The organism is Streptomyces sp. NPDC051921 (genome assembly GCF_040680975.1).
Lineage (GTDB): Bacteria > Actinomycetota > Actinomycetes > Streptomycetales > Streptomycetaceae > Streptomyces.
In genome coordinates, this window is sequence record NZ_JBFAXU010000005.1 from 14205 (window position 1) to 37067 (window position 22863).

The following is a 22863-nucleotide window of genomic DNA, read 5'->3' on the forward strand; positions in this document are numbered from 1 at the left end:
CGTCGGGCGGGCCCTATCCGCCCGGTCGGACGAGCAGGCTGCGGGGTGCGCGGGTGATCACGCCCGTGCGCTCCGGGAGGAAGCCGTCGGCGAGGCGGAGGCGGGGCATGGCCTGGAAGAGGGCGCGCAGGGCGTACTCGGCCTCCAGGCCCGCGAGGGTGACGGCAGGGCAGGGGCCGGTGCCGTAGGTGAGCTGGTCGAGGTCGTCGCGCAGCGGGTCGTAGCGGTCCGGGTCGCGGAAGCGTTCGGGGTCCCGGCCCGCGGCGCCGATGAGCAGGGCCACCGGGGCGCCCGCGGGGACGGTGCCGCCGGAGACCCTGATCTCGCCGCGGGTGCGGCGCATGACGATCTGGACCGGGGGCTCGCGGCGCAGGGACTCCGCCCAGGCGCGGGCGACGAGACCGGAGGGCGCGTTACGGAGGGCGGCGACCTGGTCGGGGTCGGCGAGGACATCGGCGAGGAAGCCGGCCAGGGCCTTCTCGCGTACGGCGATCTGGGCCGTGCACTGCCCGGCGAGCGCAGAGGCGGCCCGGCCGCGTACCAGGCGCATCATGTCCCGGTAGGGGACGCCGACGGCGGCGGCGACGGTGCCGGCGGGCAGCCAGTGGCAGAAGTCGGCGACCAGGTCGGCCCGTGGACGGTCGGCGAGCCGGCGGGCGAGGACGAACGCGGTGCGTTCGGCGACGGCCCGCAGTTCGGCCTCGTCGGCGTCGTCGAAGTCGGAGTGGATCTGGGCGCACGGCGGGTCGCCGGGCCGGTGGCCGTGGGTGAACCGGGCGTCGGTGAGGGCGCCCGCCACGTCCGCGTAACGGCTGAGCACCCAGGCCCGGAGCAGCGGGTCGTGGGTGAGCGGGAACTCCTCCCGCAGCACCCGGTAGGTGCCGTACGGATCACGGGTGGCGCCCGGCTCCAGCGGGCTGGGCGCGATCCGGCGCACCGTGCGGTCCGCGGCGGCGGTCGCCGCCCGGCTCCAGGCCGGTGCCATGGTGGGCAGCGTGGCCCAGGGGTCCCGCCCCGGTGCGTGGCGCGGCGTCTGATTCTGCTCGTCGCTCATCTCGCCCCCTCGTCGGTCAGCGGCGCGCGTCTCCTCAGCCCACCACCGGAAGGAACCGGTCGCAGCAGGTATACCGCCGAACGGGTGATTCCAGGAGGCGAAGGTGCGCCACTCCGGACGGGCCGGGCCGCCGGCGCCGGGCGAAGACCGCTGGACCTCAGGGTGCAGGACCGCAGGGTGCAGGACTGCGGGCCCTCACTGCGCCGGGGCGCCGGGGCGCAGGGTGCAGGACTGCGGGCCCTCAGGGCGCCGGGCGCAGGGACGGACCGAATGGCAGGACCGAACGGTGCAGGACCCAAGGGTGCAGGACGCAAGAGTGCAGGACCCGAGGGTGCAGGACCGCAGGACCGCGCGGTCCGGGAGGTTTCGCCGTGCGGGGCCCTCACCCGTCGGACCCGGGTCAGTTGAGGGAGAGCCGGAACGCCATCTGGCCGAAGGACACCGCGTCCCCCGCCCGTACGACCACCGCGCCCGTGACCCGGCGCCCGTTCACCGTCGTGCCGTTGGTGGACCCGAGGTCGCGCAGCACCCAGAGACCGCCCTGCTGGGACAGCTCCGCGTGCAGCCGGGAGACCGTCTCGTGGCTGAGCCGCAGCCCGTTCACCGGATCGCGCCCGATCCGCAGCGGGTACGGGCCCGGCTGCGGGAGCAGCAGCTTCGGCAGCCGTTCGGCCTGCCAGGCCCGGCCCAGCTTGGCCGTGAACGCGGACATCTTCTCGACCGCGCTCACCACCTTCCGCGTCCACGTCGACTCGGTCGCGAGATCGGCGGTGAGCAGGGCGAGTTCGTCGGAGCGGCGGGCGACGAGCGCGCGCTCCATCCGGAAGAGGAAGGTGTCGTGCGACAGACGTCCCTGGGCCGCGCCCTCGCGGAGGACCGCGAGCGCGCGCTCCCGCTCGGCGTCGGTCAGCCGAGGGGAGTCCGGCGGGTTGGCCGGGAGCTCGTAAGGGGTCGTCACATCGGTGATTGTCGGCCGGAAAGGGCCGGGGTGTCCAGAAGGGCCCCGACAACTCGGGTGCCCTCTGGCGTGATCATTGCTACGGTCTGCCCCTTCGACTACCTGGGGGAACCCTTATATGACCGCTGAACCTGCGCTCGTCGTCCGGCCGCTCACCGGACCGCAGGAGCTCGATCTGTTCAACCGTCTCGACTACGTCCTCGATCACGAGCTCGAGGACGACCTCGCCACCGGCCGCCGCCGCCCGGAGTGGATGTGGGTGGCGCTGCGCGGCGACCGGCTCCTCGGCCGGGTCTCCTGGTGGACCTCCCGGGCCGGTGCCGAGCCGCAGGCCCTGGACTTCTTCGACCTGGATCCGGAACTGGCCGCCGAGGAGGCCGCGCGGACCGGCCTCCACCTCCTGGAGACCGCGTCCGCCGCGGTCCTCGGGGACGGCGCGCGCCCCGAGTTCGGGCGCTTCATGCCGGCGGACTGGCGCGAGGTGCCGGCGACCCGCGCCCGTCTGGAGACGCTCTTCGGGGTCCTGGAGGCCTCGGGCGCCCGCCCGCTGGTCGAGCGGCTGCGCCTGGAGTGGCGACCGGGCACCCCGGTCGCCCCGCCGGGCGACCGCCTGGCCTTCCGGCCGGTCCGGGACCGCGAGGACCTGCTCGCGCTGATGACCCCGGTGATGGAGGGCACCCTCGACGCCCACGGGCAGGCCGATCTGGCCTCCGGGCTCTCGCCGCGCGAGGCGGCCGAGCAGCACTACGACGAGGAGCTCGCGCACTACCGCACGCCGCGTGAGTGGTGGCGGATCGCCGAGCTGCCGGAGACCGGGGAGCCGGTCGGCTTCGTCGTCCCCGCACGCAACAACTACCACCCGATCATCGCGTACATCGGCGTGCTGCCCGCCCACCGCGGCCACGGCTACATCGACGACATCCTGGCCGAGGGCACCCGGGTGCTCGCCGGCCAGGACGTGCAGCGGATCCGGGCGGCGACCGACGTCGGGAACGTGCCGATGGCGAAATCCTTCGCCCGGGCCGGTTACGTCGACTTCGAGCGGGCGATCAACTTCGTGTGGGACGCGCCGGGCACGCCGGGCGACTGACTGCCAGGATGGTCCCGTAGCCGTGTCCAGGCGCACGGGCATCGGGTCCAGGAGCTGGATCCGATGTCCACGCGCCCTCGACGAGGGGACTTCGCGTGCTGTTCGAGGTATGGGCGCCGCACGCCCGTGACCGCGTGACGCTGGAGCTGAACGGCGTCCGGCATCCGCTGGAGCGGGACGCCCAGCGTCCCGGCTGGTGGGCGGGCGTCGTCCCCGCCGCCGACGGCGACCGCTACGGCTTCGCCCTCGACGACGGGCCCCTGCTGCCCGATCCCCGCGCCCGCCGGCTCCCGGACGGCCCCGACGGCCTCGCCGCGGTCGTCGACCAGGACGCGTACGCCTGGCGCCACGAGACCCCTCGGCTGCGGCTGCGCAGCGGCGTCCTGTACGAGCTGCACGTGGGGACCTTCACCCCCGAGGGCACCCTCGACGCGGCGGCGAAGCGGCTCGGCGAGCTCGCGGGCCTCGGCATCACCCATGTGGAGCTGATGCCGCTGTGCCCGTTCCCCGGCGTGAACGGCTGGGGCTACGACGGCGTCGCGCCCTGGGCGGTGCACGAGCCGTACGGGGGACCCGAGGCGCTCAAGCGGTTCGTGGACACGGCGCACGGGCTCGGTCTGGGCGTGGTCCTCGACGTGGTGCACAACCACCTCGGTCCGGACGGCAACCATCTGCCGGTCTTCGGGCCGTACTTCACCGAGACCCATCACACGCCGTGGGGCGCGGCGGTGAACCTGGACGCGCCCGGCTCGGACGAGGTCCGGGCGTACTTCCTGGGCAGCGCCCTGGCCTGGCTGCGGGACTACCGGGTCGACGGGCTGCGGCTGGACGCGGTGCACGCGCTCGCCGACACCCGGGCGTTGACCTTCCTGGAGGAGCTGTCGGCGGCCGTCGACGCGCTGGCCCGGGAGCAGGGCCGGCAGCACTTCCTGATCGCCGAGTCCGATCTCGGCGACCCGCGCACCACCACCCCGCGCGCGGTGGGCGGGCTCGGCGTCCACGCCCAGTGGAACGACGACTTCCACCACGCGCTGCACACCGCGCTGACCGGCGAGTCCCAGGGCTACTACGCGGACTTCGCACGCGCGCCGATGGCCGCGCTCGCCAAGACCCTCACCCGGGTCTTCTTCCACGACGGCACCTGGTCCAGCTTCCGCGGCCGGCGCCACGGGCGCCCGGTGGACCGCGAGCGCACCCCCGCGCACCGCTTCCTCGGCTACGCGCAGACCCACGACCAGATCGGCAACCGGGCGACGGGCGACCGTCTTTCGGCCACCCTCTCCCCCGGTCTCCTCGCCTGCGCGGCGGCCCTGGTCCTGACCGGGCCCTCGGTGCCGATGCTGTTCATGGGCGAGGAGTGGGGGGCGCGCACGCCCTGGATGTACTTCACCGACCACACCGACCCGGAGCTCGCCGAGGCGGTACGCCGCGGCCGGCGCCGGGAGTTCGCCGCCCACGGCTGGGCCGAGGAGGACGTGCCCGACCCACAGGAACAGGCCACCCGGGACCGGTCGGTCCTGGACCGCAGCGAACGCGAACGCGACCCGCACAAGCGCCTGCTCGCCTGGCACCGGGAGCTGATCGCGCTGCGCCGCACCCAGCCGGACCTCACCGACCCGGATCTGGCCGGGGTGAAGGTGGCGTACGACGAGGAGGCCCGCTGGCTGGTGTTCCGGCGCGGTTACATCCGCGTCGCGGTGAACCTGGGCAAGGAGCCGGCCGACATCGCGCTCGGCTCCAACGGGCGCGACCGGGTGCTCGCCGCGTGGGAGCCGACGGAGGCGCCCGGCCGGGACGGTCTGCTGCGGCTGCCCGCGGAGTCGGCGGTCGTCCTGACGGACGGCTGAGGGCCGCCGCACGGAGCAGGGGCCGGCGAGCGAGCCGCGAACCCGCAGGACGGAGGAAGGGCCGCGGGACGACAGAGAGCCCCCCTGGGCGCAGGAGAGGCCCCCGGCCCGGCCGCGCGGACGGACGAGCCCCGCGCGGACGGACGAGCCCCGTGCGGACGGACGAGCCCCGCGCGGACGGACCGGGGCGGCTACTCGACGATCGCCATCTCCCGCGAGGTGTTGTTGAAGCGCCGGCCGGTGCCGTCCTCGGTCAGCGTCACGATGTCCTCGATGCGGACGCCGAAGCGGCCGGGCAGGTAGACGCCCGGTTCGATGGAGAAGCACATGCCGGGCACGATCGGGCGCCGCTCCCCCTCGATCATGTACGGGGGCTCGTGGGTGGTGACGCCGATGCCGTGGCCGGTGCGGTGGATGAAGTACTCGCCGTAACCCGCGTCCGTGATGACCTTGCGGGCCGCGCGGTCCACGTCCTGGCAGGCGGCCCCGTCCCGTACCGCCTCGAAGCCGGCCTGCTGCGCCTCCCGCACGAGCTCGTGGACGCGCCGCTCCTCGTCCGTCGGCTGACCCACGTGCACCGTGCGCGTGGTGTCGGAGCCGTAGCCGTGCTTGAGGCCGCCGAAGTCGAGGACGACCATGTCGCCGTGCTCGATGACCCGGTCGCCGGCCTCGTGGTGCGGGTTGGCGCCGTTGGGGCCGGAGCCGACGACGGTGAAGTCGACCTGGGAGTGGCCGAAGTCCAGGAGCAGCGTGGCCAGGTCGGCGGCCACGTCGGTCTCCTTGCGGCCGGCGAAGCGGACCTTCAAGATCTCGGCGTACGCCTGGTCGGCAGCGGCGCCCGCGGCGGCGATCCGGGCGAGCTCGTGCGCGTCCTTGACGGCGCGGAGCATCGGCAGGGCCTCGGTGAGCGAGACGTACGAGGAGTTCGGCAGGGCCTGCTGGAGACCGAGCAGGTGCATGGCCCAGGCGTTGTCGCTGACACCGAAGCGCCCCGCGGCGTCGAGCAGCGGGGCCGTCACCGCGTACGGGTCCTTGCCGTCGGTCCAGTCGCGCAGGCTGAGCGCGGCGGCGCCCGCGGCCCTCTCGGCGTCCGGGGCCTCCAGCGTGGGCACGACGAGGACGGGGTCCCGCCCGGGGGCGACGACGAGGACGGTCAGCCGCTCGGTGATCGCGGTGGGCTGGTAGCCGGTGAGATAGACCAGGTCGGGGCCGGGCGCGACGAGGACGCCGGCGAGGCCCGCCGCGGCGGCGGAGTCGGCGGCGCGGGCCATCCGGGCCCGGTAGTCCTCGGCGGTGAAGGGGGCGGGTGCGGTGCTCTCGGGCATGGGGGTCTCCTCCTCGACGTACGCCATCCTGCCCGGCGCCCGCCGGGGGCGCGACCCGTCAGTCGCGGCCGTCGGGGTGCCGCACGATGAGCCGTTCCAGGAGGTCCTGGAACTCGTCGCCGACGACGATCCGCAGCTGTCCGTCCTCCTCGCCGTGCTCACTGAGCTGGGTGAGCGTGCCGGCCCGCCACCAGAAGACGTACGGGCTGATGGCGCCGGGCGTGTCCTCGTAGCCGGAGGCGGCGAAGGAGGCCATCGCGCCGAGCGCGGGCACGATGGTGGTGTCGCGGATCGGGTGGAAGGCGAGCTGGTGCCGGAACGGCATGGCGACGAGGGCGCCGTCCTCGGTGAGCGGCCGGCCGGTGACGCGGCGGACGACGGCGTCGAGGTCGAGGACCCGGCTCGCGGTGTAGAAGGAGTCGCCGAGGATGACCTCGAAGCGCATGCCGTCGGCGTCCTTGACGGTCTCGTGCCCCTCGACGGGCAGGTCGCGCAGGTTGTGCAGGGCGCGCTCGCGCAGCCGGACCGGGTCGCCGAGCCGTTCCAGGGCGTCGTCGGTGAGCGTCATGACGCTCTCCGGCAGGTCGAGGGCGAGGACCTCGTAGAGCCCGGGTGCGACGGTGCGCGCGTAGGCGAAGGTGCCGGGGTCGATGCCCTCGCCGCTGACGACCCGCGGATAGAGCTGGGCGCGGATCTGCTCGGGCGGGAGGGTGTCGAGGGCGGAGGGCCCGTCGAGGGCGCGGACCACGAGTCGCACGTGGCGGGAGATCAGCTGGGGCCAGATGCGGGTGCCGCGCGGGTCCTGGTGGCAGACGGCGGCCAGGTTGCCGAGGCCGAAGCGACGTGCGGAGTCGTCGGTCACGGAGTCGGCGTAGACGGTGACTTCGAGGCCCTGTTCCGCGAAGGCCGCGCGGACCCGGCCGCGGAAGAGGGCGGCCTCGCGCTCCGAGAAGTACGTGAACGCCGGGTCCCGCGGCGCGTCCTCGTCGTCCCGCCTGGGCCCTCGCCGGAACCACCCCACGTCGTCCCGCCTTTCGTCGCCGTTCCCGCCGTCGTTCCCCCGCGTGGGCCAGGTTAGCGACCGGCCGTCGGGCGGGTGGCCAGTCGGCGGGTGAACTCGGCCGCCGGCCCGGCCGGTTCGGCGCCGGTGTGGAGGAGCTCGGTGCGGTGCACGAGCCGGGGAGCGGCCAGCGGGACGGGCACCGCGCCGGGGACGCCCGCGACGGCGAAGGCCGGCAGCAGGGCGAGGCCGTGTCCCGCGGCGGCCAGCGTGGCGAGGACACGGGCGTCGGTGCCCTCGTAGCGCAGGGCGGCGCGGAAGCCGTTCCCGGCCGGGCCGCCGTGGACGGCGCGCAGCCGGTCGAGCGGGAGGCCGGCGCCCGGGGCGTCGAGCCAGCGGGCGTCCACGAGGTCGGCGAGGTCGAGACCGGTGCGCCCGGCGAGGGGGTGGCCGACCGGCAGGACGACGGCGAGGGGTTCCTCGGCGACCGGCCGGGCGGTGAGCGGCGCGACGTCGGGGAGCCGCAGCGGGTCGCTGGGCGCCGTGACGCCGTCGACGAGCCCGAGGTCGGCCTCGCCGACGGCGACGGCCGTGGGGATCTCGTCGCGGTGCAGGGTGCGCAGCGTGACGCCGGCGGCGGGCAGCGCGGCGAGGACCTCGGGGTGGAGGGCGAGCGGGGCGGCGGCGAGGGTGAGGGTGTCCCGGGGCGCGGAGGCGAACCGGGCGAGGTCGGCGCGGGCCGCGTCGAGCCGCAGCAGCAGCGAACCGGCGTGTTCGAGCAGCCGCTCCCCGGCCGGGGTGGGGGCGACGGGTCTGCGGGAGAGCAGCGGCAGGCCGAGGTCGGCCTCCAGGGCGGCGATGTGCTGGGAGACGGCGGACTGCGTGTAGCCGAGGTCGCGGGCCGCCTCCGAGAAGGAGGCGAGCCGGGCGACGGCGACGTACGTGCGGAGCAGGTGCGGGTCCACCGGCTCAGGAGCCCTGCGGGGTCTTCAGGAGGTCCTTGGCGTAGTGGGCGAGGGACCGGTTGTAGCGGGGCAGCAGCGGGGAGAGGGCGCCGAGCGCCAGCGCGAGGGCCTCCCGGTCGCGGCCGGTGTCGGCGAGGGCGAGCGCGAGGAAGGCGTCGACGGCGGCCGTCAGGGCGGTCTCGTCGGCGTCGAGCCGCTCGGCGGGGATCGCCCGCTCCTCGGTGAGGAGTTCGACGCTCTGGTCGGGGCGGCCGAGGTTGCGCAGGCTGCTGGCGAGCTGGATGACGGCGCGCCGGCGGCGCAGCCCGGTGAGGCCGCCGTCGAGGGCCCGCCGGTAGAGGCGGACGGCCTGCTCGGGCTCGCCGGTGGAGTCGTGGGCGGCGCCCAGCTCGAAGAGGCCGACGGGGTCGTCGGCGGGCCGCTCGGCGGCGAGTTCGGCGATGCGGGCGCGGAACGCGGCGGGGTCCTCGTAGGTGTCGAGGTCGGCCCAGGCGGCGGCGAGGTGCTGCTCCCAGTCGGGGGATTCGCTGGAGGTCATGGCGGCAGCCTATCGAGATCGGGATAAGCGTTGGTGATGGAGAGTGCAGGGATCATCGTTGGACGTGAACGGGCGGGTCCGCGAAGGATGGTCGCCATGAACACGCACCCCGCCTCCCGTACGACGCCCGCTCCTGCGACCGGTACGACCGCCCGCACCGCGGCCCGCGTCCCCCGGATCGCCCTGGTCGGCGACCGCTCCCCGCACGTGAAGTCCCATGTCCGGATCCCGCTGCTGCTCGACGCGCTGGCCGAGCGGGACGGGCTCGTCCTCGACGCGTACTGGATCCCGAGCGACGACGCGGAGCAGCCGGGCGCCGTCAAGGGCTTCGACGCGGTGTGGCTGATCCCGGGCAGTCCGTACGCGAGCGAGGCGGGCGCGCTGGCCGCGGTCCGCACGGCCCGCGAGGACGGGATCCCGTTCCTCGGGACCTGCGCGGGCTTCCAGCACGCCATGATCGAGTACGCGCGGGGCGTCTGCGGCCTGACCCGCGCCGCGCACGCCGAGAACGACCCGGCGGCCGACGCCGGCGACCTGCTCATCGCCCCGCTCGCCTGCTCGCTCGTCGGCCACGAGGGCGCGGTGCGGGTGACGCCCGGCTCGCTCGCGGAGTCGGTCCTGGGCGCCGAGCGGACGACCGAGCGCTACCACTGCAACTACGGCCCCGACAGCCGCCATCTGGACACGCTGCGGGCGCACGGGATGCGGTTCACGGGCGCGGACGAGGACGGCCAGATCCGCGTCCTGGAGCTCCCCGGGCACCCCTTCTTCATGGCGACCCTCTTCCAGCCGGAGCTGGCGGGCGACGGCACCCGCCCCCACCCGGTCGTCCGGGCGCTGGCGCGGGCGGCGGCCGCGCAGGCCGCTCTCGCGCCCGAGGTGCTCACACCGGCGTGACCCCCGCCGGCGGGCCGAAGTCCACGTCGGCGGCGGACAGGACGCGGATGCTGCGGCCAGGGAAGTCCAGGTGACGGAAGATCTCGTTGTGGTGGGCGACGGACGCGTCGGGCTCGGCGTAGGGGCCGCCCGGCTCCTCCCGTACGGAGGTGGTGTGCCCGTCGGCGACGAGCACGAGGTCGTAGCGGCGGCTGAGCGCCTGGCGGGCGGTGGTGTCGACGCAGATCTCGGTGGCGAAGCCGGTGACGAGGAGCTCGGTGGTGCCCAGCGCGTCGAGGGTGGCGGCCAGTTCGGTGTCGAGGAAGCTGTCGGCGCTGGTCTTGCCGACGACCGGCTCGCCCTCCGCCGGGGCGAGTTCGGGCACGATCCGCCAGGCGTCGGTGCCGGATTCGAGGCCGCCGCCATGGTGCTGGACGGTGATGACGGGGACGCCGGCGGCGCGGGCCCGGGAGCGGAGGCCGGCGATCACGGCGACGGTCTCGGCGGAGCGGTGGGCGATCGCGGCGAGGGCGTTCTGCATGTCGATGACGAGGAGCGCCGGGGCGTGGGTCATGAGCGCACGCTAGCGGCTCCGGCCCCTCCGCAGGCGGCTTCAGCTCATCCGCACGACGAGGTGCGCGCGGTCCCGACTCCGCGCCACCAGACGGGCGTTGGCCTCGTCGGAGTCGGCGACCCAGCGCGCCGCGTGCGCCGGGTCCTTGCCGAAGCGCACGTGCCGGGCGACGAGCCGGGGGACCCGGCGGCGGTCGTCGAGGTCGAGGTACCAGGCCTCGTCGAGCAGGGGAAGCACGCCGGCCCAGGCGCCCTCCTCGTGCAGCAGGTAGTTCCCCTCGGTGATGACGAGCGGGACGCCGGGCGGCACGGGTATCGCTCCGGCGACGGGCTCCTCCAGGGCGCGGTCGAAAGCGGGCGCGTAGACGGTGACGCCCGGCTCGGCGGCGCGCAGCCGGACGAGGAGGGCGGTGTAGCCGGCCGCGTCGAAGGTGTCGGGCGCGCCCTTGCGCCCGGCGCGGCCGAGCCGCTCCAGCTCGGCCTGGGCCAGATGGAAACCGTCCATCGGTACGAGCACGGCGAGGCCGTCCAGGCGGGCGGTGAGCCGGGCGGCGAGCGTGGACTTCCCGGCCCCGGGCGGCCCGGCGATCCCGAGCACCCGACGCCGCCCGCCGGCCACGCCGGCCACGCCCCCGTCCCCCTCCCCGTCGGCGACGAGCGCACGCGCCCGCTCGGCGAGGAGATCCAGTTCCCGCGCGTCCATGGGGGGCATTGTCCCACCGGGGCAGGTGAACGGGAGGGGCGCGGGGGCAGTACTTCCCGGTGAACACCGGGGGGTGGTGACGAGCGGACCGGCCGTCGCACGATGGGGGCACGTGGACCGGCCGTGCGCACGACACCAGCATTCGGATCGGCCGTGCGCACGACACCAGCACGCGGACCGGCCGTGCGCACGACACCAGCACGCGGACCGGCCGTCGCACGATGGGGGCACGCCGGCGGGGCGGGCACGGGAAACGCGAGCAGCCCGACCGCGCCGACGCCCGGGCACCGAGCGGCCCTGGCATCCGGATACCACGGGCACGCGGCAGGCCGGTCGTGACATCGTGGGGGCATGAGCATCGAAGTCCGCCCGGCCTCGGTCTTCGAGGACGTCCGCGCCGCCATCGGCCCGAAGTCGCCCACGGCGAGCGTCTGTTTCTGCCTGAGCTACCGGATCCCGTCCAAGCTCAACAGGTCCCTCGTCGGACCGGCCCGAGGCGAGTACGTCGCCGAGCTGTGCCGCGCGGACCCCCCGCCCGGGGTGCTCGCCTACGACGGCGACGAGCCGGTCGGCTGGGCGGCCGTGGCGCCCCGCGCGGACACGTCCTTCGCCCGCAACCGCAAGATCCCCCACGTCGACGACCTGCCGGTCTGGTCCCTGTGGTGCATCCGCGTCCGCCCCGGCCACCGGAAGCAGGGCATCTCCCACGCCCTGATCGCCGGCGCCGTCGACTTCGCCCGCACCCACGGCGCCCCGGCCGTCGAGGCGTACCCGCTGGACAACGGGGACGCGAAGGTCGACCTGACGATGGCGTACGCGGGCCTCCGCAAGAACTTCGAACGCGCGGGCTTCGTGCACGCGGCGGACACGACGTCGGTGCTGGCGGGGCATCCGCGGATCCTCATGCGGCTGGACCTGCGCTGAGGGAAGGGGCGGAGGGCCAGCTCCGCGACCGGGGGTACGGCCGGGCGATCCCGCGCCCGCGCGTCCGCTGGCACGGCACCCGTCATACGTATTACCTTGCCCTCATGCCCGGCACCCCGAAGAAGCTCCCCGTCCTCGCCCTGGTCACCCTCGTCGTCCGTGACTACGACGAGGCGATCGACTTCTACACCCGCGCCCTCGGCTTCGAGCTCGTCGAGGACACCGACCGCGGCGACGGCAGCCGCTGGGTCGTCGTGCGCCCGCGCGGCGGTCAGGGCACCGGGCTGCTGCTCGCCCGGGCGAAGGGCGAGGCGCAGACCGCGGCCGTCGGCGCCCAGACGGGCGGCCGGGTCGGCTTCTTCCTGTACACCGACGACTTCGCCCGCGACCACGCCCGCATGACCGCCGCCGGGGTCACGTTCCTGGAGGAGCCGCGACATGAGCCTTACGGCTCGGTCGTCGTCTTCGAGGACCTCTACGGCAACCGCTGGGACCTCCTCCAACCCGCCGACGCCTGACCGCGACCGCGCCGGTCGCCACGAGACGACCGCGCTCCCGACCACGCCGAGCACCACGACCACGGGCTTCCCGTCGGCCCCTTACGCGACTCCGCCCACCTGGACGCCGACCACACCTTCCGGACGGGCCTCGAGTTCCTGCTCGACGGCATCGAAGCCCGCCTCTCGAGCTGACGCGCCGCCGAGGCCGGTCACCGGTCCCGCGCTCGGCGAGCTCGTCACGCCGGGCCGGGCGCGGACGGCGAGGTCGACGCACGGCACGTGCGGGCCCGGGCCGTCCGAGGGCGAAAAGGCCTCGCCCCGCGCCGCGTGGCCGCGTAAGGTCGCCGCCCGAACCCCGCACCCCGCACCCCGCACCCCGCGAGAAAGAGCGCAGCCATGACCGGCCGACCTGCGACGACCACCCTCTGGCGCCCCACCGGGCCCGAGGAGTTGGAGCTCGTGCGGGCGGCGGAGTGGCGGGCGTGGCCGGCGCGGATGCCCGAGCAGCCGATCTTCTATCCGGTGCTCGACGAGGACTACGCGATCCGGATCGCGCGCGAGTGGAACGTCCCGCACAGCGGGGTCGGCTTCGTGACGCGCTTCGAGGTCGAGACCGGATTCCTGGGGCGGTACCCCGTCCGGCAGGCCGGCGGCCGGACGATCCTGGAGCTGTGGGTGCCGGCCGAGGAACTCGACGAGTTCAACGCGCACGTCGTGGGCACGATCGAGGTCGTCCACGAGTTCCACTGAGCCGCCGGGCCGACGACAGCCGGCCCGACAGGCCGACGGGCGACGTCGTCAGCCCAGCGCGGCGTCAGGCCCGGCACGGCGTCAGGCCCGGCGGCCGGTGTCACTGCGTCAGGCCTCCGCCAGGATCTTCTCCGCAAGTTCCCGTGCACCGTCGACCGGGTCCGCGTCCGGGCGGGTGGCGCCGACCGCCAGGGCGCCGTCGACGAGCACGAGGAGCTGGGTGGCGGCGCGGGCCGGCCGGGGGTGGCCGAGGCGGACGAGCTCGGCCTCGAAGAGGCCGGTCACGTGCTCGCGGTACGCCCGGGTGACCGCGTGCCCGGGGTGGTCCGGGTCCGCGAGGGCCAGGTCCGCGGCGAGGTAGCGGCAGCCCCGGAAGCCCGGGGCGGCGACGATGCGCCCCAGCTCGTCGAAGACCGCCAGCAGCCGCCGCCGCGGGTCGTCGCCCGCCGCGCCCATGGTCCGTACGTACGCTGCCCCGTCCTCGTCGGCGCTGCGCCGCAGCACCTCCGCGATCAGGCCGTCCTTGCCCCCGAAGTGCTCGTACAGGGACCGGCGGGCGACGTTCGCCTCCTTCAGGAGCGTGTCGACGCCCACGCCGACGCCCTGTTGGTACGTCAGCCGCTGCGCCGCGTCGAGCAGTCGGTCGCGCGGGCCTGGTCCGGTGCGGGTGCTCATGGCGTCAGTCTGCCAACCGTTGACGAGTAGATCAACCGGTCTATATATTCCAGGCATCGCAACGAGTAGACCGACCGTTCTATCTCATAGGAGCAGGATCGTGACATCGTTCGTCACCGCCACCACCGGCAGCGCCGCCACCACCATCGACACCGTCACCGCCGCCGTCATGGACCGTTTCAACCGGGCCTTCGTCGACCACGACCCCACCCTCCTCGACGACCTCGTCGCCGAGGACTGCGTCATGGTGGCGGCCCGCCCCGCGCCCGAGGGCGAGCGCGTCGAGGGACGCGAGGACTGCCTCGCCTTCTGGCGCACGCTCGCGTCCGACCCGAGCTCCCGGTTCCGGCCCGACGAGGTCGTCGTCGCGGGCGACCGCGCGACGATCTTCTGGCGCTACACCTTCGGCCCCGGCCCCCTCGACCACGTGCTCGGCGTCAACCTCATGCGGCTCGACGAGAACGGCCTCATCGTCGAGGCCCTCGGCTACAGCAAGACGGGCGGCGAGGTCCCCCTGGCCACCGACGCCGACGCCGGCAGCGGAACCTCCACCGACGCCCGCGCCCACGCCGGCACCGCCTCGAACGGAGCCTGATCCATGCGCAGCTACCACGTCGACAGCGGCGCCGGCATCGGCGGCCTCGCGCTCCGCGAGCACCCGGCCGTCCCCTCCCCCGGCCCCGGCCAGGTCCTGGTGGCCGTGCGCGCGGCCTCGTTGAGCTACCGCGACCTGCTGGTCCTCCGCGGCACCTACGTCCTCCCCGTGAAGCCCGACGTCGTCCCGCTGGCGGACGGCGCCGGAGAGGTGGTCGCGGTCGGCCCCGGCGTCTCCTCGGTACGGGTCGGGGAGCGCGTGGCGGCCTCGGTGTTCCCGAGCTGGCAGGACGGCCCCTTCGGGCTCCGGCACCTGGCTCAGCTCGGCGGCTCGCTGGACGGCATGCTCACCGAGTTCGCCCTGCTCCACGAGACCGCCCTGGTCCCGGTCCCCGGGCACCTGTCGTACGAGGAGGCCGCCACGCTCCCCGTCGCCGCCGTCACCGCCTGGAACGCCCTGACGGGCGACGGGGAGGGCGGAGGGGGCGGGCTGCGCCCCGGGCAGACGCTCGTCACCCTCGGCTCCGGCGGCGTGTCCCTGTTCGCCCTCCAGTTCGGCAAGGCCCTCGGGGCCCGCGTGATCGCCACCACCAGCAGCCCGGCCAAGGCCGAGCGCCTGACCGAACTCGGCGCGGACGAGGTGATCGACTACCGGGCGACGCCCGACTGGCACGACGTCGTCAGGGAACTGACGGACGGCCAGGGCGCCGACCGCGTCGTCGATGTCGCCGGTTCGCTCGACGCCTCGCTCAGGGCGGTACGGGTGGCGGGCCACGTCGCCTGCGTCGGGTTCGTCTCCGACGCGGCGCCGCCGCTCGACCCGCGCGTCCTGTTCGGCTCCGGGGCCACCGTGCGCGCGCTGGCCGTCGGCAGTCGCGCGCAGTTCCTGGCGATGAACAAGGTCGTCGAGCGGGACCGGATCCGCCCGGTCCTGGACCGGACCTTCCCGTTCGACGAAGCCCCCGAGGCGTTCCGGCACTACGCCTCCGGAGCCTCGTTCGGAAAGGTGGTGATCGGCATGGAGGGCGGCCGCGCCTGAACCCCCGGGGGCTGCCGCTGCCGCCGACGCCTCAGACCCGCGCCCCCGGCCGGCTCGACAGGTACTCCTCGAAGGTGATCCGGCCCTCCGCCCGCTCCGGCGTCAGGTGGCCGCCCTCGCGGAAGGCCCGGTAGGCCCGCCCCGCCAGGGGCACGTTCAGCAGGCCGCGGCGGCGGCCGCTCGCACGGAGGTAGGCGCGGGCCAGATCGGGAAAGGTGCGGACCTCGGGACCGCCCATGTCGGCGACGCGCCCCGCCGGGTCCCCGGCGGCGAGGGCGCACAACCGGTCGGCGACCTCGCCGACGTCGATCGGCTGGTCGCAGACGCCCGCGGGGAGCGGCATGACGGGGAGCTTCGCCGCGTACTCCATCACCTGCAGGACGAGGTCGTGGAACTGGGTCGTGCGCAGGACCGTCCAGCCGAGCCCCGACTCCTCGATGATCCGCTCGACGGCCAGCTTGGCCTTGTAGTAGCCGAAGGGCACCCGGTCGACACCGACGATGGAGATGTACACCAGGTGCCCCACGCCCGCGCGGCGGGCCGCCTCGACCAGGTGCCGGGCCGCCCGCTCGTCGCCGCCGCGCGGGGTGCTGGCGCAGTGCACGACGGTGTCCACGCCGTCCAGGGCCGCGTCGAGGCCCGGCCCTCCCTCGCGCAGGTCGACGGCGTACGGCTGGGCGTGCCGGCTCAGCACGCGCACGTCGTGCCCGTCCGCGCGCAGCCGCGCCGTGACGAGCCGGCCGAGGGTGCCGGTGCCGCCGGTCACCAGGATCGTGGTCATCGCGGTCGTGTCCTTTCGGTACGCGGGGCCCCGGGTGGAGCGCCCGTCACCGGCCAGGACCGGCGAGCGCGCGGGAATGTGACATCGGGGCGGACCGTCGCCCCGCGAGGACCAGCTTGTCCCGCTTCACCGGCATCCGCACCCCGGCCGCGGCGTCACGCGCCGAAGAGTTCCCCGCACCCCGCGAGCCCGCTCACGGCGACCTCGGGCCGCCGCACCCGCTCCCAGTCCTCCCGGGAGAGCCGGAAGCGCTGCGACTCGACGACCTCGCCGTGCAGCACGTCACGGGTGATGCCGTCGGGGCGGTAGCCGAGTCGTCGCGACACGCTCATCGACGAGGGGTTGTCGGTGAAGGACAGCGACGTCGCCGAGACCGCGCCGAGTTCGGCGAAGGCCAGGTGCAGCATCGCGGCCCGCATCTCGGTGCCGAGACCGCGGCCGTGGTGCGCGACCCCGAGCCAGGAGCCCGAGACGATCTCGCGCCGTACGCGGAACTCCTGGGCCCGCATGTCCTGGATGCCGATCGGCCGGCCCTCGTGGAAGACCACGAGGTTCAGCGCCCAGTCCTCGGGCGTCCACCGGCCGAGCCGGCTCCAGTGCAGTTGGATCACGTGTCGGGCGCGCTCGGCGGGCGGAAGGTCGGTCCACGGCGTCAGGAACGGCCGGGCACCGGGCTCGTGGACACCGCCGGCCGCGACGTCGGCCACGGCCGCGAGCTCCTCCTCGGACGGAAGCCGCATCTCCAGCCGGGGTGTCTTCACGCGCAGGCCGAACAGGGGCCAGTGGTCGATCAGCATCCGGCCAGTCTCCACAGGCGGTTCACGCACCGCACGCCGTTTTCGGCCCCTCACTTCGACATGACGAAGTCCAGGGCCATGCCCTCGGCGGTGGTCCAGTAGGTGACCAGCTGACCGTCGTCCGCGTACAGCGTGGCGACGGGCATCGGGACGTCGATCGGCTTGCTCGCCTTGGTGCCGGCCTTCCTGCCCTGGAGGGTGAGGGTGATGCTCTTCGCCTCGTACTCGTCCCTGGCGCCGCCGGCGACGAGCAGTGCGGCGTGGGCCTCCTCGCCCGGAGCGAGGGTGACGGGCCTCCCCGGGTCCGGATCGCTGGCCTCGATGACGGGGACCGTGGTCCGTGCGTCCGCACCGAGACGCACGTACGGGAAGCGGTAGAGGTCGCACTTCTTGCTGCCGGCGTTCTGGACGGTGATGAGGAGGTGCCTGGCCTCCTTGCTGTTCGCGGGCTCCTTCACGGCCGAGACCCCGAGGTCTTCGGCGGTGCAGGCGGCGACGGCGCCGCCACTGGCGCCGCTTCCGCCGGTCCCCCCGTTCGCGCCGGGGTCGGCCGAGGTGCTCGGCTTCGCCGGGCCCGTCGCGCTCGGCGTGCCGGTCGCGCTCGGCGTGCCGGTCGCGCTCGGCCGGGCCGAGGGCGAGCCCTCCCCCGAACCGTCGGACGCGCTGGGCTCGCACGCCGTGGCCCCGAGCAGCGCGGCGACCACCGCGGCGCCCATGGCACAGGACTTCCAGTGACTCTTCATGTCGTATCCCCCGTGGTCGACCGCAGGCGGCCGCTCGCCACTCTCGCCCGCCGCCTTCGGAGAAAGTCTGTACCTGCCGTCGGCCCCACCATGCGCGCCGTGTCGTTCTGTTACCGACGGGGGACAGGGAGCGGGCGATTCCGGGTGCGTACGGCCGCGTGGCCGGCGGCACCGCTCAGGACGACGCCCCGTAGCAACGGGCCGTCGCCGTGGCGCGGTTGCGCAGGGAGTCGCGCAACCACGGCGGGGCCAGGGCCTCCGCGCCCGTGGCGAGCCGCCACAGCGCCCATTCGGCGTGCCGCCGGTCCTGGAAGGTCACCTCCAGCCGCAGTCGGCCGTCGGGGTCGGCCTCCTCCGTGAGGACGGCCACCGCGGTGCCCACCAGCTCCTCCCGCCGCTCCGGGTCCAGCCGCACCAGCACGGTGACCTGGTCGTCGCCGCCGGTGCGGAACCGTGTGCCGCGCTCCTGCCAGGCCCGGTCCAGGTCGACCCGCTCCGGGCGCTCGGCCGGTTCGTCGAGTTCCTCGGCGGCGAGGATGCGCGAGATCCGGTACGTGCGGTCCGCGCCGGACCTCGTGGCCAGCAGGTAGCCCTGGTCCCGCACGGTGACCAGGCCGATCGGGTCCACGGTGCGCCACTTCGGGCCCTGGTCCACCGCCGCGTAGTGGATCCGCAGCTTGTGTCCGGCGAACACCGCGCGCAGCACCTCGGCCACGACGGCGTCAGGCACCTCCTCGGTGACCAGGCGGCGCGAGAGGAGGTCGGTCTCCGGTTCGATGAGCAGGCGCTGGGCCGCGCCGGCGGCGGTGTCCCGATAGCTCTCGGGCAGCGCGTCGACCACCTTGAGCATCGCCGAGGCGAGCGCCGAACCGAGGCCGAACGCCTGCGCCCCGCGCCGCGACCCGGCGACCAGGAGGGCCAGTGCCTCGTCGTGGTTCAGTCCGGTGAGCTCGGTCCGGAAGCCGGGCAGCAGCGCGAACCCGCCGTGCCGACCGCGTTCGGCGTAGACCGGGACACCGGCGGACGACAGCGCGTCGATGTCGCGCAGCACGGTGCGGGTGGACACCTCGAGTTCGCGGGCCAGGGCCGCCGCGGACAGCCTGCCGTGCTGCCGCAGCAGCAGCACCAGGGAGACCAGTCGATCGGCACGCACGCCGGAACGCTACCGGAATACATGACACAGGTTGTCGTGATGCGTTGCGAGGCTTCAGCACGACACGGCACCACGCAGCACGTCGCACACGAGAGGTGACCCGCATGGCACACACCCTGGTCAATCCGGAAGGTCTGCACGACCCGGTCCCGTTCGGCTACAGCCACACCGCCGCCGTCCCCGCAGGCACGGAACTCGTGCTCGTCTCGGGTCAGTACGGGTCGGACCCGGACGGCGCGGTCGTCTCGGCCGACTTCGCCGAGCAGGTGAAGCGGACCTTCCACAACATCGGCGTGGCCCTCGCCGCCCACGGTCTCGACCTCGGCCACGTCGTCCGGCTCAGGACGTACGTGGTGAACCACGACGGAGCCAAACTCGGGCCGATCGCCGGGGCGGTACGGGAGATCTGGGGTACGCGACCGCCCACGCAGACCCTCGTCGGCGTCGCGAGCCTGGCGACGCCCGACATGCTGTTCGAGGTCGAGGCCCTGGCCGCCCGGCCCTGACCCGCCTTCCTAGAGGTCGAGTTCGGCCCGCACCGTCTTCCCGACGGGAAGGCGGTCGAGGATCTCCCAGCGGGCCGCGAGCGCGTCGACGAGGAGGAGGCCCCGCCCGGTGTCGGCGAGCGGGGCCGCCGGCCGGACGAGGCCGGGGCGGCGTTCCGTACGCGTGTCGGAGACGTCGATGCGCAGGTTCCGTTCCGGTCGGTACGAGAGGGTCAGCTCGAAGTCCCGGCCGGGGACGCGACCATGGGTGGCGGCGTTCGCGGCGAGCTCCGCGACGATCTGCGCGGCGGCGTCGGACACGGCCCCGCCGTGCGGGACGCCCCACCGGTCGAGCTGGTGGAGGGCCAGCCGCCGGGCGAGCCGGGCGCCGCGCGGGGTCGAGCTGAAGCGCTGGGTGAACACACGTACGGTGACCGGCTCTGGCCGGGTCTGCTGGGTGGTCATGGGGCCAATGTGGCGGCGCCGGGGGCGGGTTCCCAGGTCAGAAACTCGTACGCTGCGTGAGCGTACGAGTGCGGAGGGTGGACAGTACTCATCACGGCGCGTGACCATGCGGGGTGGGAGGTGCGCGTGATGACGACGGACGGAATCGCGGAACCCGAGACCTCGGACAGCCTCAAGGCCTTCGGGGAGGTGGTCAAGGCGTTCCGCAAGCGGGCGGGGCTCACCCAGGAGGAGTTCGCCGCGCAGGTGCGGTATTCGAGGGAGACGATCGCCTCGGTCGAGCAGGGGCGGCGATTCCCGTCGCCGACGTTCGTGGACCGGGCGGAGTCGCTGCTGGACGCGTTCGGGGTGGTGCGGGCGGCGGCGAAGCACCTGTCGCGGCAACCGGGGCTCGCCAGTTGGTTCCAGCGCTGGGCCCGCCTGGAGGCCACGGCGCTGTGCCTGTACACGTACGAGAACCGGCTGGTGCCGGGGCTGTTACAGGTCGAGCAGTACGCCAGGACCTTGTTCGAGCATCAGTTGCCGCCGCTCGGGGACGGGGAGGTCGAGGAGAAGCTCAGCGCCCGCATGGGACGTCACCAACTGCTCAGCGAACGCCCCAACACCGCCTACAGCTTCATCGTCGAGGAGCACGTGCTCCGCAGGAGGACGGGCGGGCCCGAGGTGCACCGCGCGCAGATCGACCACATCCTCAAGATGTCCGAGCGGCGCAACATCGAGATCCAGGTGATGGAGCAGGGGCGGGGGCATCACGCGGGGCTGGATGGGCCGATGCGCTTGCTGGAGACGCCGGAGAACCGCTGGTACGGGTACTGCGAGGGGCAGGAGAGCGGGCTGCTGATCGCCGACGCCAAAGTCGTCGGCATGCTCCAGATGCGGTATGCCAGGATGCGCTCACAGGCTCTTACCCTGGAAGACTCCCAGAGCCTGTTGCGGCAGATGCGAGGAGCGACATGAGCACCACTGACCTGGCCTGGTTCAAGAGCAGCTACAGCAGCGGCGGCGACGGCGACTGCGTCGAAGTGGCCCTCTCCTGGCGCAAGTCGAGCTACAGCGGCGGATCCGGCGACGACTGCGTCGAGGTCGCCTCCTGCCCCACCACCGTCCACGTCCGCGACTCCAAGCGCCCCGAGGACGCGCAGCTGGCGCTCGCGCCCGCCGTCTGGGGCGCGTTCGTCGCGACGTGCGAGCGGCTGTAATGGCCTACCTGGACGACCTGTTCTCCCTCTCCGGCCGCACCGCCCTCGTCACCGGCGGCAGTTCGGGGATCGGCAAGGCCATCGCCCGGGCCCTGGCCCGGGCCGGGGCGAAGGTCGTGATCGTCGCGCGGCGCGAGGCCGAGCTGAAGGCCGCCGTCGACGAGCTGACCGAGCTCGGCGCGACGGCGGCCTGGGTGAGTGGCGACCTCGGGACCCGGGAGGGCATCCGGGCGGCCGCCGAGCAGGCCGCCGCCGTCCACGGCGAGCCGGACATCCTCGTCAACTCCGCCGGGATCAACCTGCGTCCGCCGATGTCCGACCTCTCCGACGAGGTCTGGGACCGGACGATGGCCGTGAACCTGGAGGCCCCGTTCCTGCTCGGGCAGCGCTTCGGGCCCGGTATGGCCGAGCGCGGATTCGGGCGGATCATCCACGTGACCTCGCAGCAGGCGCACCGGGCGTTCGTCCAGTCGGGCGCGTACGGGGTGTCGAAGGGCGCGCTGGAGTCGCTCGCGCGGTCGCAGGCCGAGGCCTGGTCGCCGTACGGGGTCACCGTCAACACCCTCGTGCCGGGCTTCGTGATGACCCCGCTCAACGAGCGGCTCTCGTCCGACCCGGCGAGGGTCGCCGAGCTCGCCGCGCGCACGATGGTCGGGCGCAACGGGCTCGCCGAGGACTTCGAGGGGGCCGCCGTGTTCCTGGCGAGCCGGGCCTCCGCGTACGTGACGGGGCAGGCGGTCTTCGTGGACGGCGGCCTGTCCGTCCACTGAGAGGGGACGGGCCGGCGGGCTACGCCCCCGGCTCCCCCGGCCCGGCCGAGAACCACTGCTCGCCGACGCCGCCGGCCTCGACTGCGGCGTCGCGGGCGGCCTCGGGGGCCGCGTCGGCGGGCGCCACCTCCTGCGGGGCGGGCATTTCCTGCGCGGGTACGGGCGCGGACAGCCGCGCCTTGAGGCCGGCGTTCTCGGCCTCCAGGGCCACGATGCGCTTGCGCGCGAAGTAGAGCTCGACGACCGCGTCCTGGAACTCGGCGATCAACTCGTCGGGGGTCAGCTGCACCATAGGTTCTTCTCTCTTCCTTATGCAGGGGCTATGCGGGTACGGGTGCCGGCCGAACCCCGCCACCACAGTTCGCCGTTCTGGGCGTAGAGGGTGCCGCCGCCGGCCGCCGAGACGGTGCCGGTGGGCGGGGTCGCGGTGTTGCCGACCTCGACGGTGCCGTCGACGAGCAGGCCCGGCTTGCCGGTGCGCTGCACGATGTGGACCTGGGCGCGCGGGGTGGCGCCGCGGTCGATGCCGATGCCGATGAGGCCGGTGCCCTTGACGGTGAGGTCGTCCAGACCCGCGTTGTTGCGCAGCACGAGCAGGGCGCCGCTGGTGGGGCCGTGGGTGGCGGTGACGTAGATGCCCTGTGCGGCGGTGCCGGGCTTCTCCGGGTCGGTCGCGCCGGGGGTCTGGAGGTCGATGGAGAGCGCGGCGGCGTTGGCGTCGGAGGCGTCGGTGTAGCCGCGGTGCGCGATCTTCAGGGTGCCGCGGCCCGTCTCCGTACCGGACAGGTACATCGCCGACGTGCCGGGGTTGTCGGAGACCACGTTGAGCGCGACGCCGGAACCGCTCGTGGCGGCCTGGTAGAACGTGGCGGTGTGCTCGCTGGTGGACGTCGTCTTGAGGAAGGCCGAGTTGACGCCCGAGTTCGTCGTGAAGCGCTCGGCCTGCACCTCTCCGGCGAAGGCCTCCACCGGCCCGGCCGCCTCGGCGGCGCCGGCCTCCCCCGCCGTCGCCCCGACGGCCACGGTCACGGCTCCGGCCGTGAACCCACCCATGAAAAG

At 74.2% G+C, this 22863-nt stretch carries 28 protein-coding genes; 12 read left to right on the forward strand and 16 right to left on the reverse strand.

What is annotated here, in order from left to right; translation table 11 throughout:
- Window positions 1-13: 13 nt before the first annotated feature.
- A complete protein-coding gene (locus AB0M16_RS08605; protein ID WP_365340283.1) occupies window positions 14-1054 on the reverse strand; it encodes a cytochrome P450 in 1041 nt (346 codons plus the stop codon).
- A gap of 400 nt (window positions 1055-1454) precedes the next feature.
- A complete protein-coding gene (locus tag AB0M16_RS08610; protein ID WP_365340285.1) occupies window positions 1455-2012 on the reverse strand; it encodes a DUF1707 and FHA domain-containing protein in 558 nt (185 codons plus the stop codon).
- Window positions 2013-2130: 118 nt separating this feature from the next.
- On the opposite strand from AB0M16_RS08610, the gene AB0M16_RS08615 reads away from it, so the two are divergent.
- Together AB0M16_RS08615 and treZ are read left to right on the forward strand one after the other, a co-directional pair.
- Window positions 2131-3102 (forward strand): GNAT family N-acetyltransferase, encoded by a 972-nt coding sequence (locus AB0M16_RS08615; RefSeq protein WP_365340287.1) that lies wholly within the window; start codon window positions 2131-2133, stop codon window positions 3100-3102.
- A 95-nt stretch (window positions 3103-3197) separates the two neighbouring features.
- Complete coding sequence (gene treZ / locus AB0M16_RS08620) at window positions 3198-4949, forward strand: malto-oligosyltrehalose trehalohydrolase (RefSeq protein WP_365340289.1); 1752 nt, start codon at window positions 3198-3200, stop codon at window positions 4947-4949.
- A gap of 191 nt (window positions 4950-5140) precedes the next feature.
- On the opposite strand, the gene AB0M16_RS08625 is transcribed toward treZ, so the two are convergent.
- Genes AB0M16_RS08625 through AB0M16_RS08640 form a run of 4 tightly spaced genes read right to left on the reverse strand, consistent with a single transcriptional unit; the run spans window position 5141 to window position 8777 of the window.
- The gene (locus AB0M16_RS08625; RefSeq protein WP_365340291.1) at window positions 5141-6274 is read right to left on the reverse strand and encodes an aminopeptidase P family protein; all 1134 of its coding nucleotides are present in this window, start codon (window positions 6272-6274) and stop codon (window positions 5141-5143) included.
- A 58-nt stretch (window positions 6275-6332) separates the two neighbouring features.
- Window positions 6333-7295 (reverse strand): hypothetical protein, encoded by a 963-nt coding sequence (locus AB0M16_RS08630; protein ID WP_365340293.1) that lies wholly within the window; start codon window positions 7293-7295, stop codon window positions 6333-6335.
- A 53-nt stretch (window positions 7296-7348) separates the two neighbouring features.
- Window positions 7349-8239, reverse strand: a complete 891-nt coding sequence (locus AB0M16_RS08635; protein WP_365340295.1) for a LysR family transcriptional regulator — start codon at window positions 8237-8239, stop codon at window positions 7349-7351.
- A gap of 4 nt (window positions 8240-8243) precedes the next feature.
- Entirely contained in the window at window positions 8244-8777 is a 534-nt protein-coding gene (locus AB0M16_RS08640) for a tetratricopeptide repeat protein (RefSeq protein WP_365340296.1), read from the reverse strand.
- 87 nt (window positions 8778-8864) lie between these two features.
- Between AB0M16_RS08640 and AB0M16_RS08645 the strand changes: the two genes are divergently transcribed.
- Window positions 8865-9674, forward strand: coding sequence for a hypothetical protein (locus AB0M16_RS08645; RefSeq protein WP_365340298.1), 810 nt, complete (start codon window positions 8865-8867; stop codon window positions 9672-9674).
- On the opposite strand, the gene AB0M16_RS08650 is transcribed toward AB0M16_RS08645, so the two are convergent.
- Together AB0M16_RS08650 and AB0M16_RS08655 are read right to left on the reverse strand one after the other, a co-directional pair.
- Window positions 9661-10227, reverse strand: coding sequence for an isochorismatase family protein (locus AB0M16_RS08650; RefSeq protein WP_365340300.1), 567 nt, complete (start codon window positions 10225-10227; stop codon window positions 9661-9663). The two genes, AB0M16_RS08645 and AB0M16_RS08650, sit on opposite strands and share 14 nt — an antisense overlap.
- Before the next feature lie 39 nt (window positions 10228-10266).
- The gene (locus AB0M16_RS08655; RefSeq protein WP_365340302.1) at window positions 10267-10929 is read right to left on the reverse strand and encodes a nucleoside/nucleotide kinase family protein; all 663 of its coding nucleotides are present in this window, start codon (window positions 10927-10929) and stop codon (window positions 10267-10269) included.
- Window positions 10930-11280: 351 nt separating this feature from the next.
- Here AB0M16_RS08655 and AB0M16_RS08660 point away from each other — a divergent pair, with 351 nt between their 5' ends.
- The 3 genes from AB0M16_RS08660 (at window position 11281) to AB0M16_RS08670 (ending at window position 13103) form a co-directional block, all read left to right on the forward strand.
- Window positions 11281-11853 (forward strand): GNAT family N-acetyltransferase, encoded by a 573-nt coding sequence (locus AB0M16_RS08660; protein ID WP_365340304.1) that lies wholly within the window; start codon window positions 11281-11283, stop codon window positions 11851-11853.
- A gap of 104 nt (window positions 11854-11957) precedes the next feature.
- Window positions 11958-12371, forward strand: a complete 414-nt coding sequence (locus AB0M16_RS08665; protein ID WP_365340306.1) for a VOC family protein — start codon at window positions 11958-11960, stop codon at window positions 12369-12371.
- Between the two features lie 378 nt (window positions 12372-12749).
- Complete coding sequence (locus AB0M16_RS08670; protein WP_365340308.1) at window positions 12750-13103, forward strand: hypothetical protein; 354 nt, start codon at window positions 12750-12752, stop codon at window positions 13101-13103.
- Window positions 13104-13211: 108 nt separating this feature from the next.
- Here AB0M16_RS08670 and AB0M16_RS08675 read toward each other — a convergent pair whose 3' ends face one another.
- Window positions 13212-13778: a TetR/AcrR family transcriptional regulator gene (locus tag AB0M16_RS08675; protein ID WP_365340310.1), complete on the reverse strand. Its 567-nt coding sequence runs from the start codon at window positions 13776-13778 to the stop codon at window positions 13212-13214.
- Window positions 13779-13878: 100 nt separating this feature from the next.
- Here AB0M16_RS08675 and AB0M16_RS08680 point away from each other — a divergent pair, with 100 nt between their 5' ends.
- Both AB0M16_RS08680 and AB0M16_RS08685 read left to right on the forward strand, forming a co-directional pair.
- Window positions 13879-14373, forward strand: a complete 495-nt coding sequence (locus AB0M16_RS08680) for a nuclear transport factor 2 family protein (RefSeq protein ID WP_365340312.1) — start codon at window positions 13879-13881, stop codon at window positions 14371-14373.
- A gap of 3 nt (window positions 14374-14376) precedes the next feature.
- Complete coding sequence (locus tag AB0M16_RS08685; protein ID WP_365340314.1) at window positions 14377-15411, forward strand: NAD(P)-dependent alcohol dehydrogenase; 1035 nt, start codon at window positions 14377-14379, stop codon at window positions 15409-15411.
- 31 nt (window positions 15412-15442) lie between these two features.
- On the opposite strand, the gene AB0M16_RS08690 is transcribed toward AB0M16_RS08685, so the two are convergent.
- The 4 genes from AB0M16_RS08690 to AB0M16_RS08705 form a co-directional block, all read right to left on the reverse strand.
- Complete coding sequence (locus AB0M16_RS08690; RefSeq protein WP_365340317.1) at window positions 15443-16192, reverse strand: NAD(P)H-binding protein; 750 nt, start codon at window positions 16190-16192, stop codon at window positions 15443-15445.
- Between the two features lie 155 nt (window positions 16193-16347).
- Window positions 16348-16989, reverse strand: a complete 642-nt coding sequence (locus AB0M16_RS08695; protein WP_365340319.1) for a GNAT family protein — start codon at window positions 16987-16989, stop codon at window positions 16348-16350.
- 50 nt (window positions 16990-17039) lie between these two features.
- Complete coding sequence (locus AB0M16_RS08700) at window positions 17040-17732, reverse strand: DUF4232 domain-containing protein (protein ID WP_365340321.1); 693 nt, start codon at window positions 17730-17732, stop codon at window positions 17040-17042.
- Between the two features lie 175 nt (window positions 17733-17907).
- A complete protein-coding gene (locus tag AB0M16_RS08705; RefSeq protein ID WP_365340323.1) occupies window positions 17908-18885 on the reverse strand; it encodes a WYL domain-containing protein in 978 nt (325 codons plus the stop codon).
- 104 nt (window positions 18886-18989) lie between these two features.
- On the opposite strand from AB0M16_RS08705, the gene AB0M16_RS08710 reads away from it, so the two are divergent.
- Window positions 18990-19391 (forward strand): Rid family hydrolase, encoded by a 402-nt coding sequence (locus AB0M16_RS08710; protein ID WP_365340325.1) that lies wholly within the window; start codon window positions 18990-18992, stop codon window positions 19389-19391.
- A 9-nt stretch (window positions 19392-19400) separates the two neighbouring features.
- Here the strand turns inward: AB0M16_RS08710 and AB0M16_RS08715 are convergent, their stop codons facing one another.
- Window positions 19401-19835: an ATP-binding protein gene (locus tag AB0M16_RS08715; protein WP_365340327.1), complete on the reverse strand. Its 435-nt coding sequence runs from the start codon at window positions 19833-19835 to the stop codon at window positions 19401-19403.
- 129 nt (window positions 19836-19964) lie between these two features.
- On the opposite strand from AB0M16_RS08715, the gene AB0M16_RS08720 reads away from it, so the two are divergent.
- Genes AB0M16_RS08720 through AB0M16_RS08730 form a run of 3 tightly spaced genes read left to right on the forward strand, consistent with a single transcriptional unit; the run spans window position 19965 to window position 21804 of the window.
- Window positions 19965-20792, forward strand: a complete 828-nt coding sequence (locus tag AB0M16_RS08720) for a helix-turn-helix transcriptional regulator (RefSeq protein ID WP_365340747.1) — start codon at window positions 19965-19967, stop codon at window positions 20790-20792.
- Window positions 20789-21034 (forward strand): DUF397 domain-containing protein, encoded by a 246-nt coding sequence (locus AB0M16_RS08725; protein ID WP_365340329.1) that lies wholly within the window; start codon window positions 20789-20791, stop codon window positions 21032-21034. Before AB0M16_RS08720 ends, AB0M16_RS08725 begins: the two co-directional genes overlap by 4 nt.
- The gene (locus tag AB0M16_RS08730) at window positions 21034-21804 is read left to right on the forward strand and encodes an SDR family oxidoreductase (RefSeq protein ID WP_365340749.1); all 771 of its coding nucleotides are present in this window, start codon (window positions 21034-21036) and stop codon (window positions 21802-21804) included. Before AB0M16_RS08725 ends, AB0M16_RS08730 begins: the two co-directional genes overlap by 1 nt.
- A gap of 19 nt (window positions 21805-21823) precedes the next feature.
- Here AB0M16_RS08730 and AB0M16_RS08735 read toward each other — a convergent pair whose 3' ends face one another.
- Window positions 21824-22096, reverse strand: a complete 273-nt coding sequence (locus tag AB0M16_RS08735; RefSeq protein ID WP_365340331.1) for a hypothetical protein — start codon at window positions 22094-22096, stop codon at window positions 21824-21826.
- A 17-nt stretch (window positions 22097-22113) separates the two neighbouring features.
- On the reverse strand, window positions 22114-22857 hold the full coding sequence (locus AB0M16_RS08740; protein WP_365340333.1) for a hyaluronoglucosaminidase: 744 nt from the start codon (window positions 22855-22857) through the stop codon (window positions 22114-22116).
- Window positions 22858-22863 lie beyond the last annotated feature (6 nt).

What these genes read in the sequence shown, in the direction of transcription:
- AB0M16_RS08700 (WP_365340321.1), bottom strand. Translation starts at nt 17,732, where the DNA reads ATGAAGAGTCACTGGAAGTCCTGTGCCATGGGCGCCGCGGTGGTCGCC.
- AB0M16_RS08615 (WP_365340287.1), top strand. Translation starts at nt 2,131, where the DNA reads ATGACCGCTGAACCTGCGCTCGTCGTCCGGCCGCTCACCGGACCGCAG.
- AB0M16_RS08725 (WP_365340329.1), top strand. Translation starts at nt 20,789, where the DNA reads ATGAGCACCACTGACCTGGCCTGGTTCAAGAGCAGCTACAGCAGCGGC.
- AB0M16_RS08665 (WP_365340306.1), top strand. Translation starts at nt 11,958, where the DNA reads ATGCCCGGCACCCCGAAGAAGCTCCCCGTCCTCGCCCTGGTCACCCTC.
- AB0M16_RS08660 (WP_365340304.1), top strand. Translation starts at nt 11,281, where the DNA reads ATGAGCATCGAAGTCCGCCCGGCCTCGGTCTTCGAGGACGTCCGCGCC.
- AB0M16_RS08720 (WP_365340747.1), top strand. Translation starts at nt 19,965, where the DNA reads ATGACGACGGACGGAATCGCGGAACCCGAGACCTCGGACAGCCTCAAG.
- AB0M16_RS08730 (WP_365340749.1), top strand. Translation starts at nt 21,034, where the DNA reads ATGGCCTACCTGGACGACCTGTTCTCCCTCTCCGGCCGCACCGCCCTC.
- AB0M16_RS08655 (WP_365340302.1), bottom strand. Translation starts at nt 10,929, where the DNA reads ATGGACGCGCGGGAACTGGATCTCCTCGCCGAGCGGGCGCGTGCGCTC.
- AB0M16_RS08690 (WP_365340317.1), bottom strand. Translation starts at nt 16,192, where the DNA reads ATGACCACGATCCTGGTGACCGGCGGCACCGGCACCCTCGGCCGGCTC.
- AB0M16_RS08670 (WP_365340308.1), top strand. Translation starts at nt 12,750, where the DNA reads ATGACCGGCCGACCTGCGACGACCACCCTCTGGCGCCCCACCGGGCCC.
- AB0M16_RS08740 (WP_365340333.1), bottom strand. Translation starts at nt 22,857, where the DNA reads ATGGGTGGGTTCACGGCCGGAGCCGTGACCGTGGCCGTCGGGGCGACG.
- AB0M16_RS08640 (WP_365340296.1), bottom strand. Translation starts at nt 8,777, where the DNA reads ATGACCTCCAGCGAATCCCCCGACTGGGAGCAGCACCTCGCCGCCGCC.
- AB0M16_RS08625 (WP_365340291.1), bottom strand. Translation starts at nt 6,274, where the DNA reads ATGCCCGAGAGCACCGCACCCGCCCCCTTCACCGCCGAGGACTACCGG.
- AB0M16_RS08605 (WP_365340283.1), bottom strand. Translation starts at nt 1,054, where the DNA reads ATGAGCGACGAGCAGAATCAGACGCCGCGCCACGCACCGGGGCGGGAC.
- AB0M16_RS08735 (WP_365340331.1), bottom strand. Translation starts at nt 22,096, where the DNA reads ATGGTGCAGCTGACCCCCGACGAGTTGATCGCCGAGTTCCAGGACGCG.
- AB0M16_RS08675 (WP_365340310.1), bottom strand. Translation starts at nt 13,778, where the DNA reads ATGAGCACCCGCACCGGACCAGGCCCGCGCGACCGACTGCTCGACGCG.
- AB0M16_RS08715 (WP_365340327.1), bottom strand. Translation starts at nt 19,835, where the DNA reads ATGACCACCCAGCAGACCCGGCCAGAGCCGGTCACCGTACGTGTGTTC.
- AB0M16_RS08650 (WP_365340300.1), bottom strand. Translation starts at nt 10,227, where the DNA reads ATGACCCACGCCCCGGCGCTCCTCGTCATCGACATGCAGAACGCCCTC.
- AB0M16_RS08645 (WP_365340298.1), top strand. Translation starts at nt 8,865, where the DNA reads ATGGTCGCCATGAACACGCACCCCGCCTCCCGTACGACGCCCGCTCCT.
- AB0M16_RS08685 (WP_365340314.1), top strand. Translation starts at nt 14,377, where the DNA reads ATGCGCAGCTACCACGTCGACAGCGGCGCCGGCATCGGCGGCCTCGCG.
- AB0M16_RS08710 (WP_365340325.1), top strand. Translation starts at nt 18,990, where the DNA reads ATGGCACACACCCTGGTCAATCCGGAAGGTCTGCACGACCCGGTCCCG.
- AB0M16_RS08695 (WP_365340319.1), bottom strand. Translation starts at nt 16,989, where the DNA reads ATGCTGATCGACCACTGGCCCCTGTTCGGCCTGCGCGTGAAGACACCC.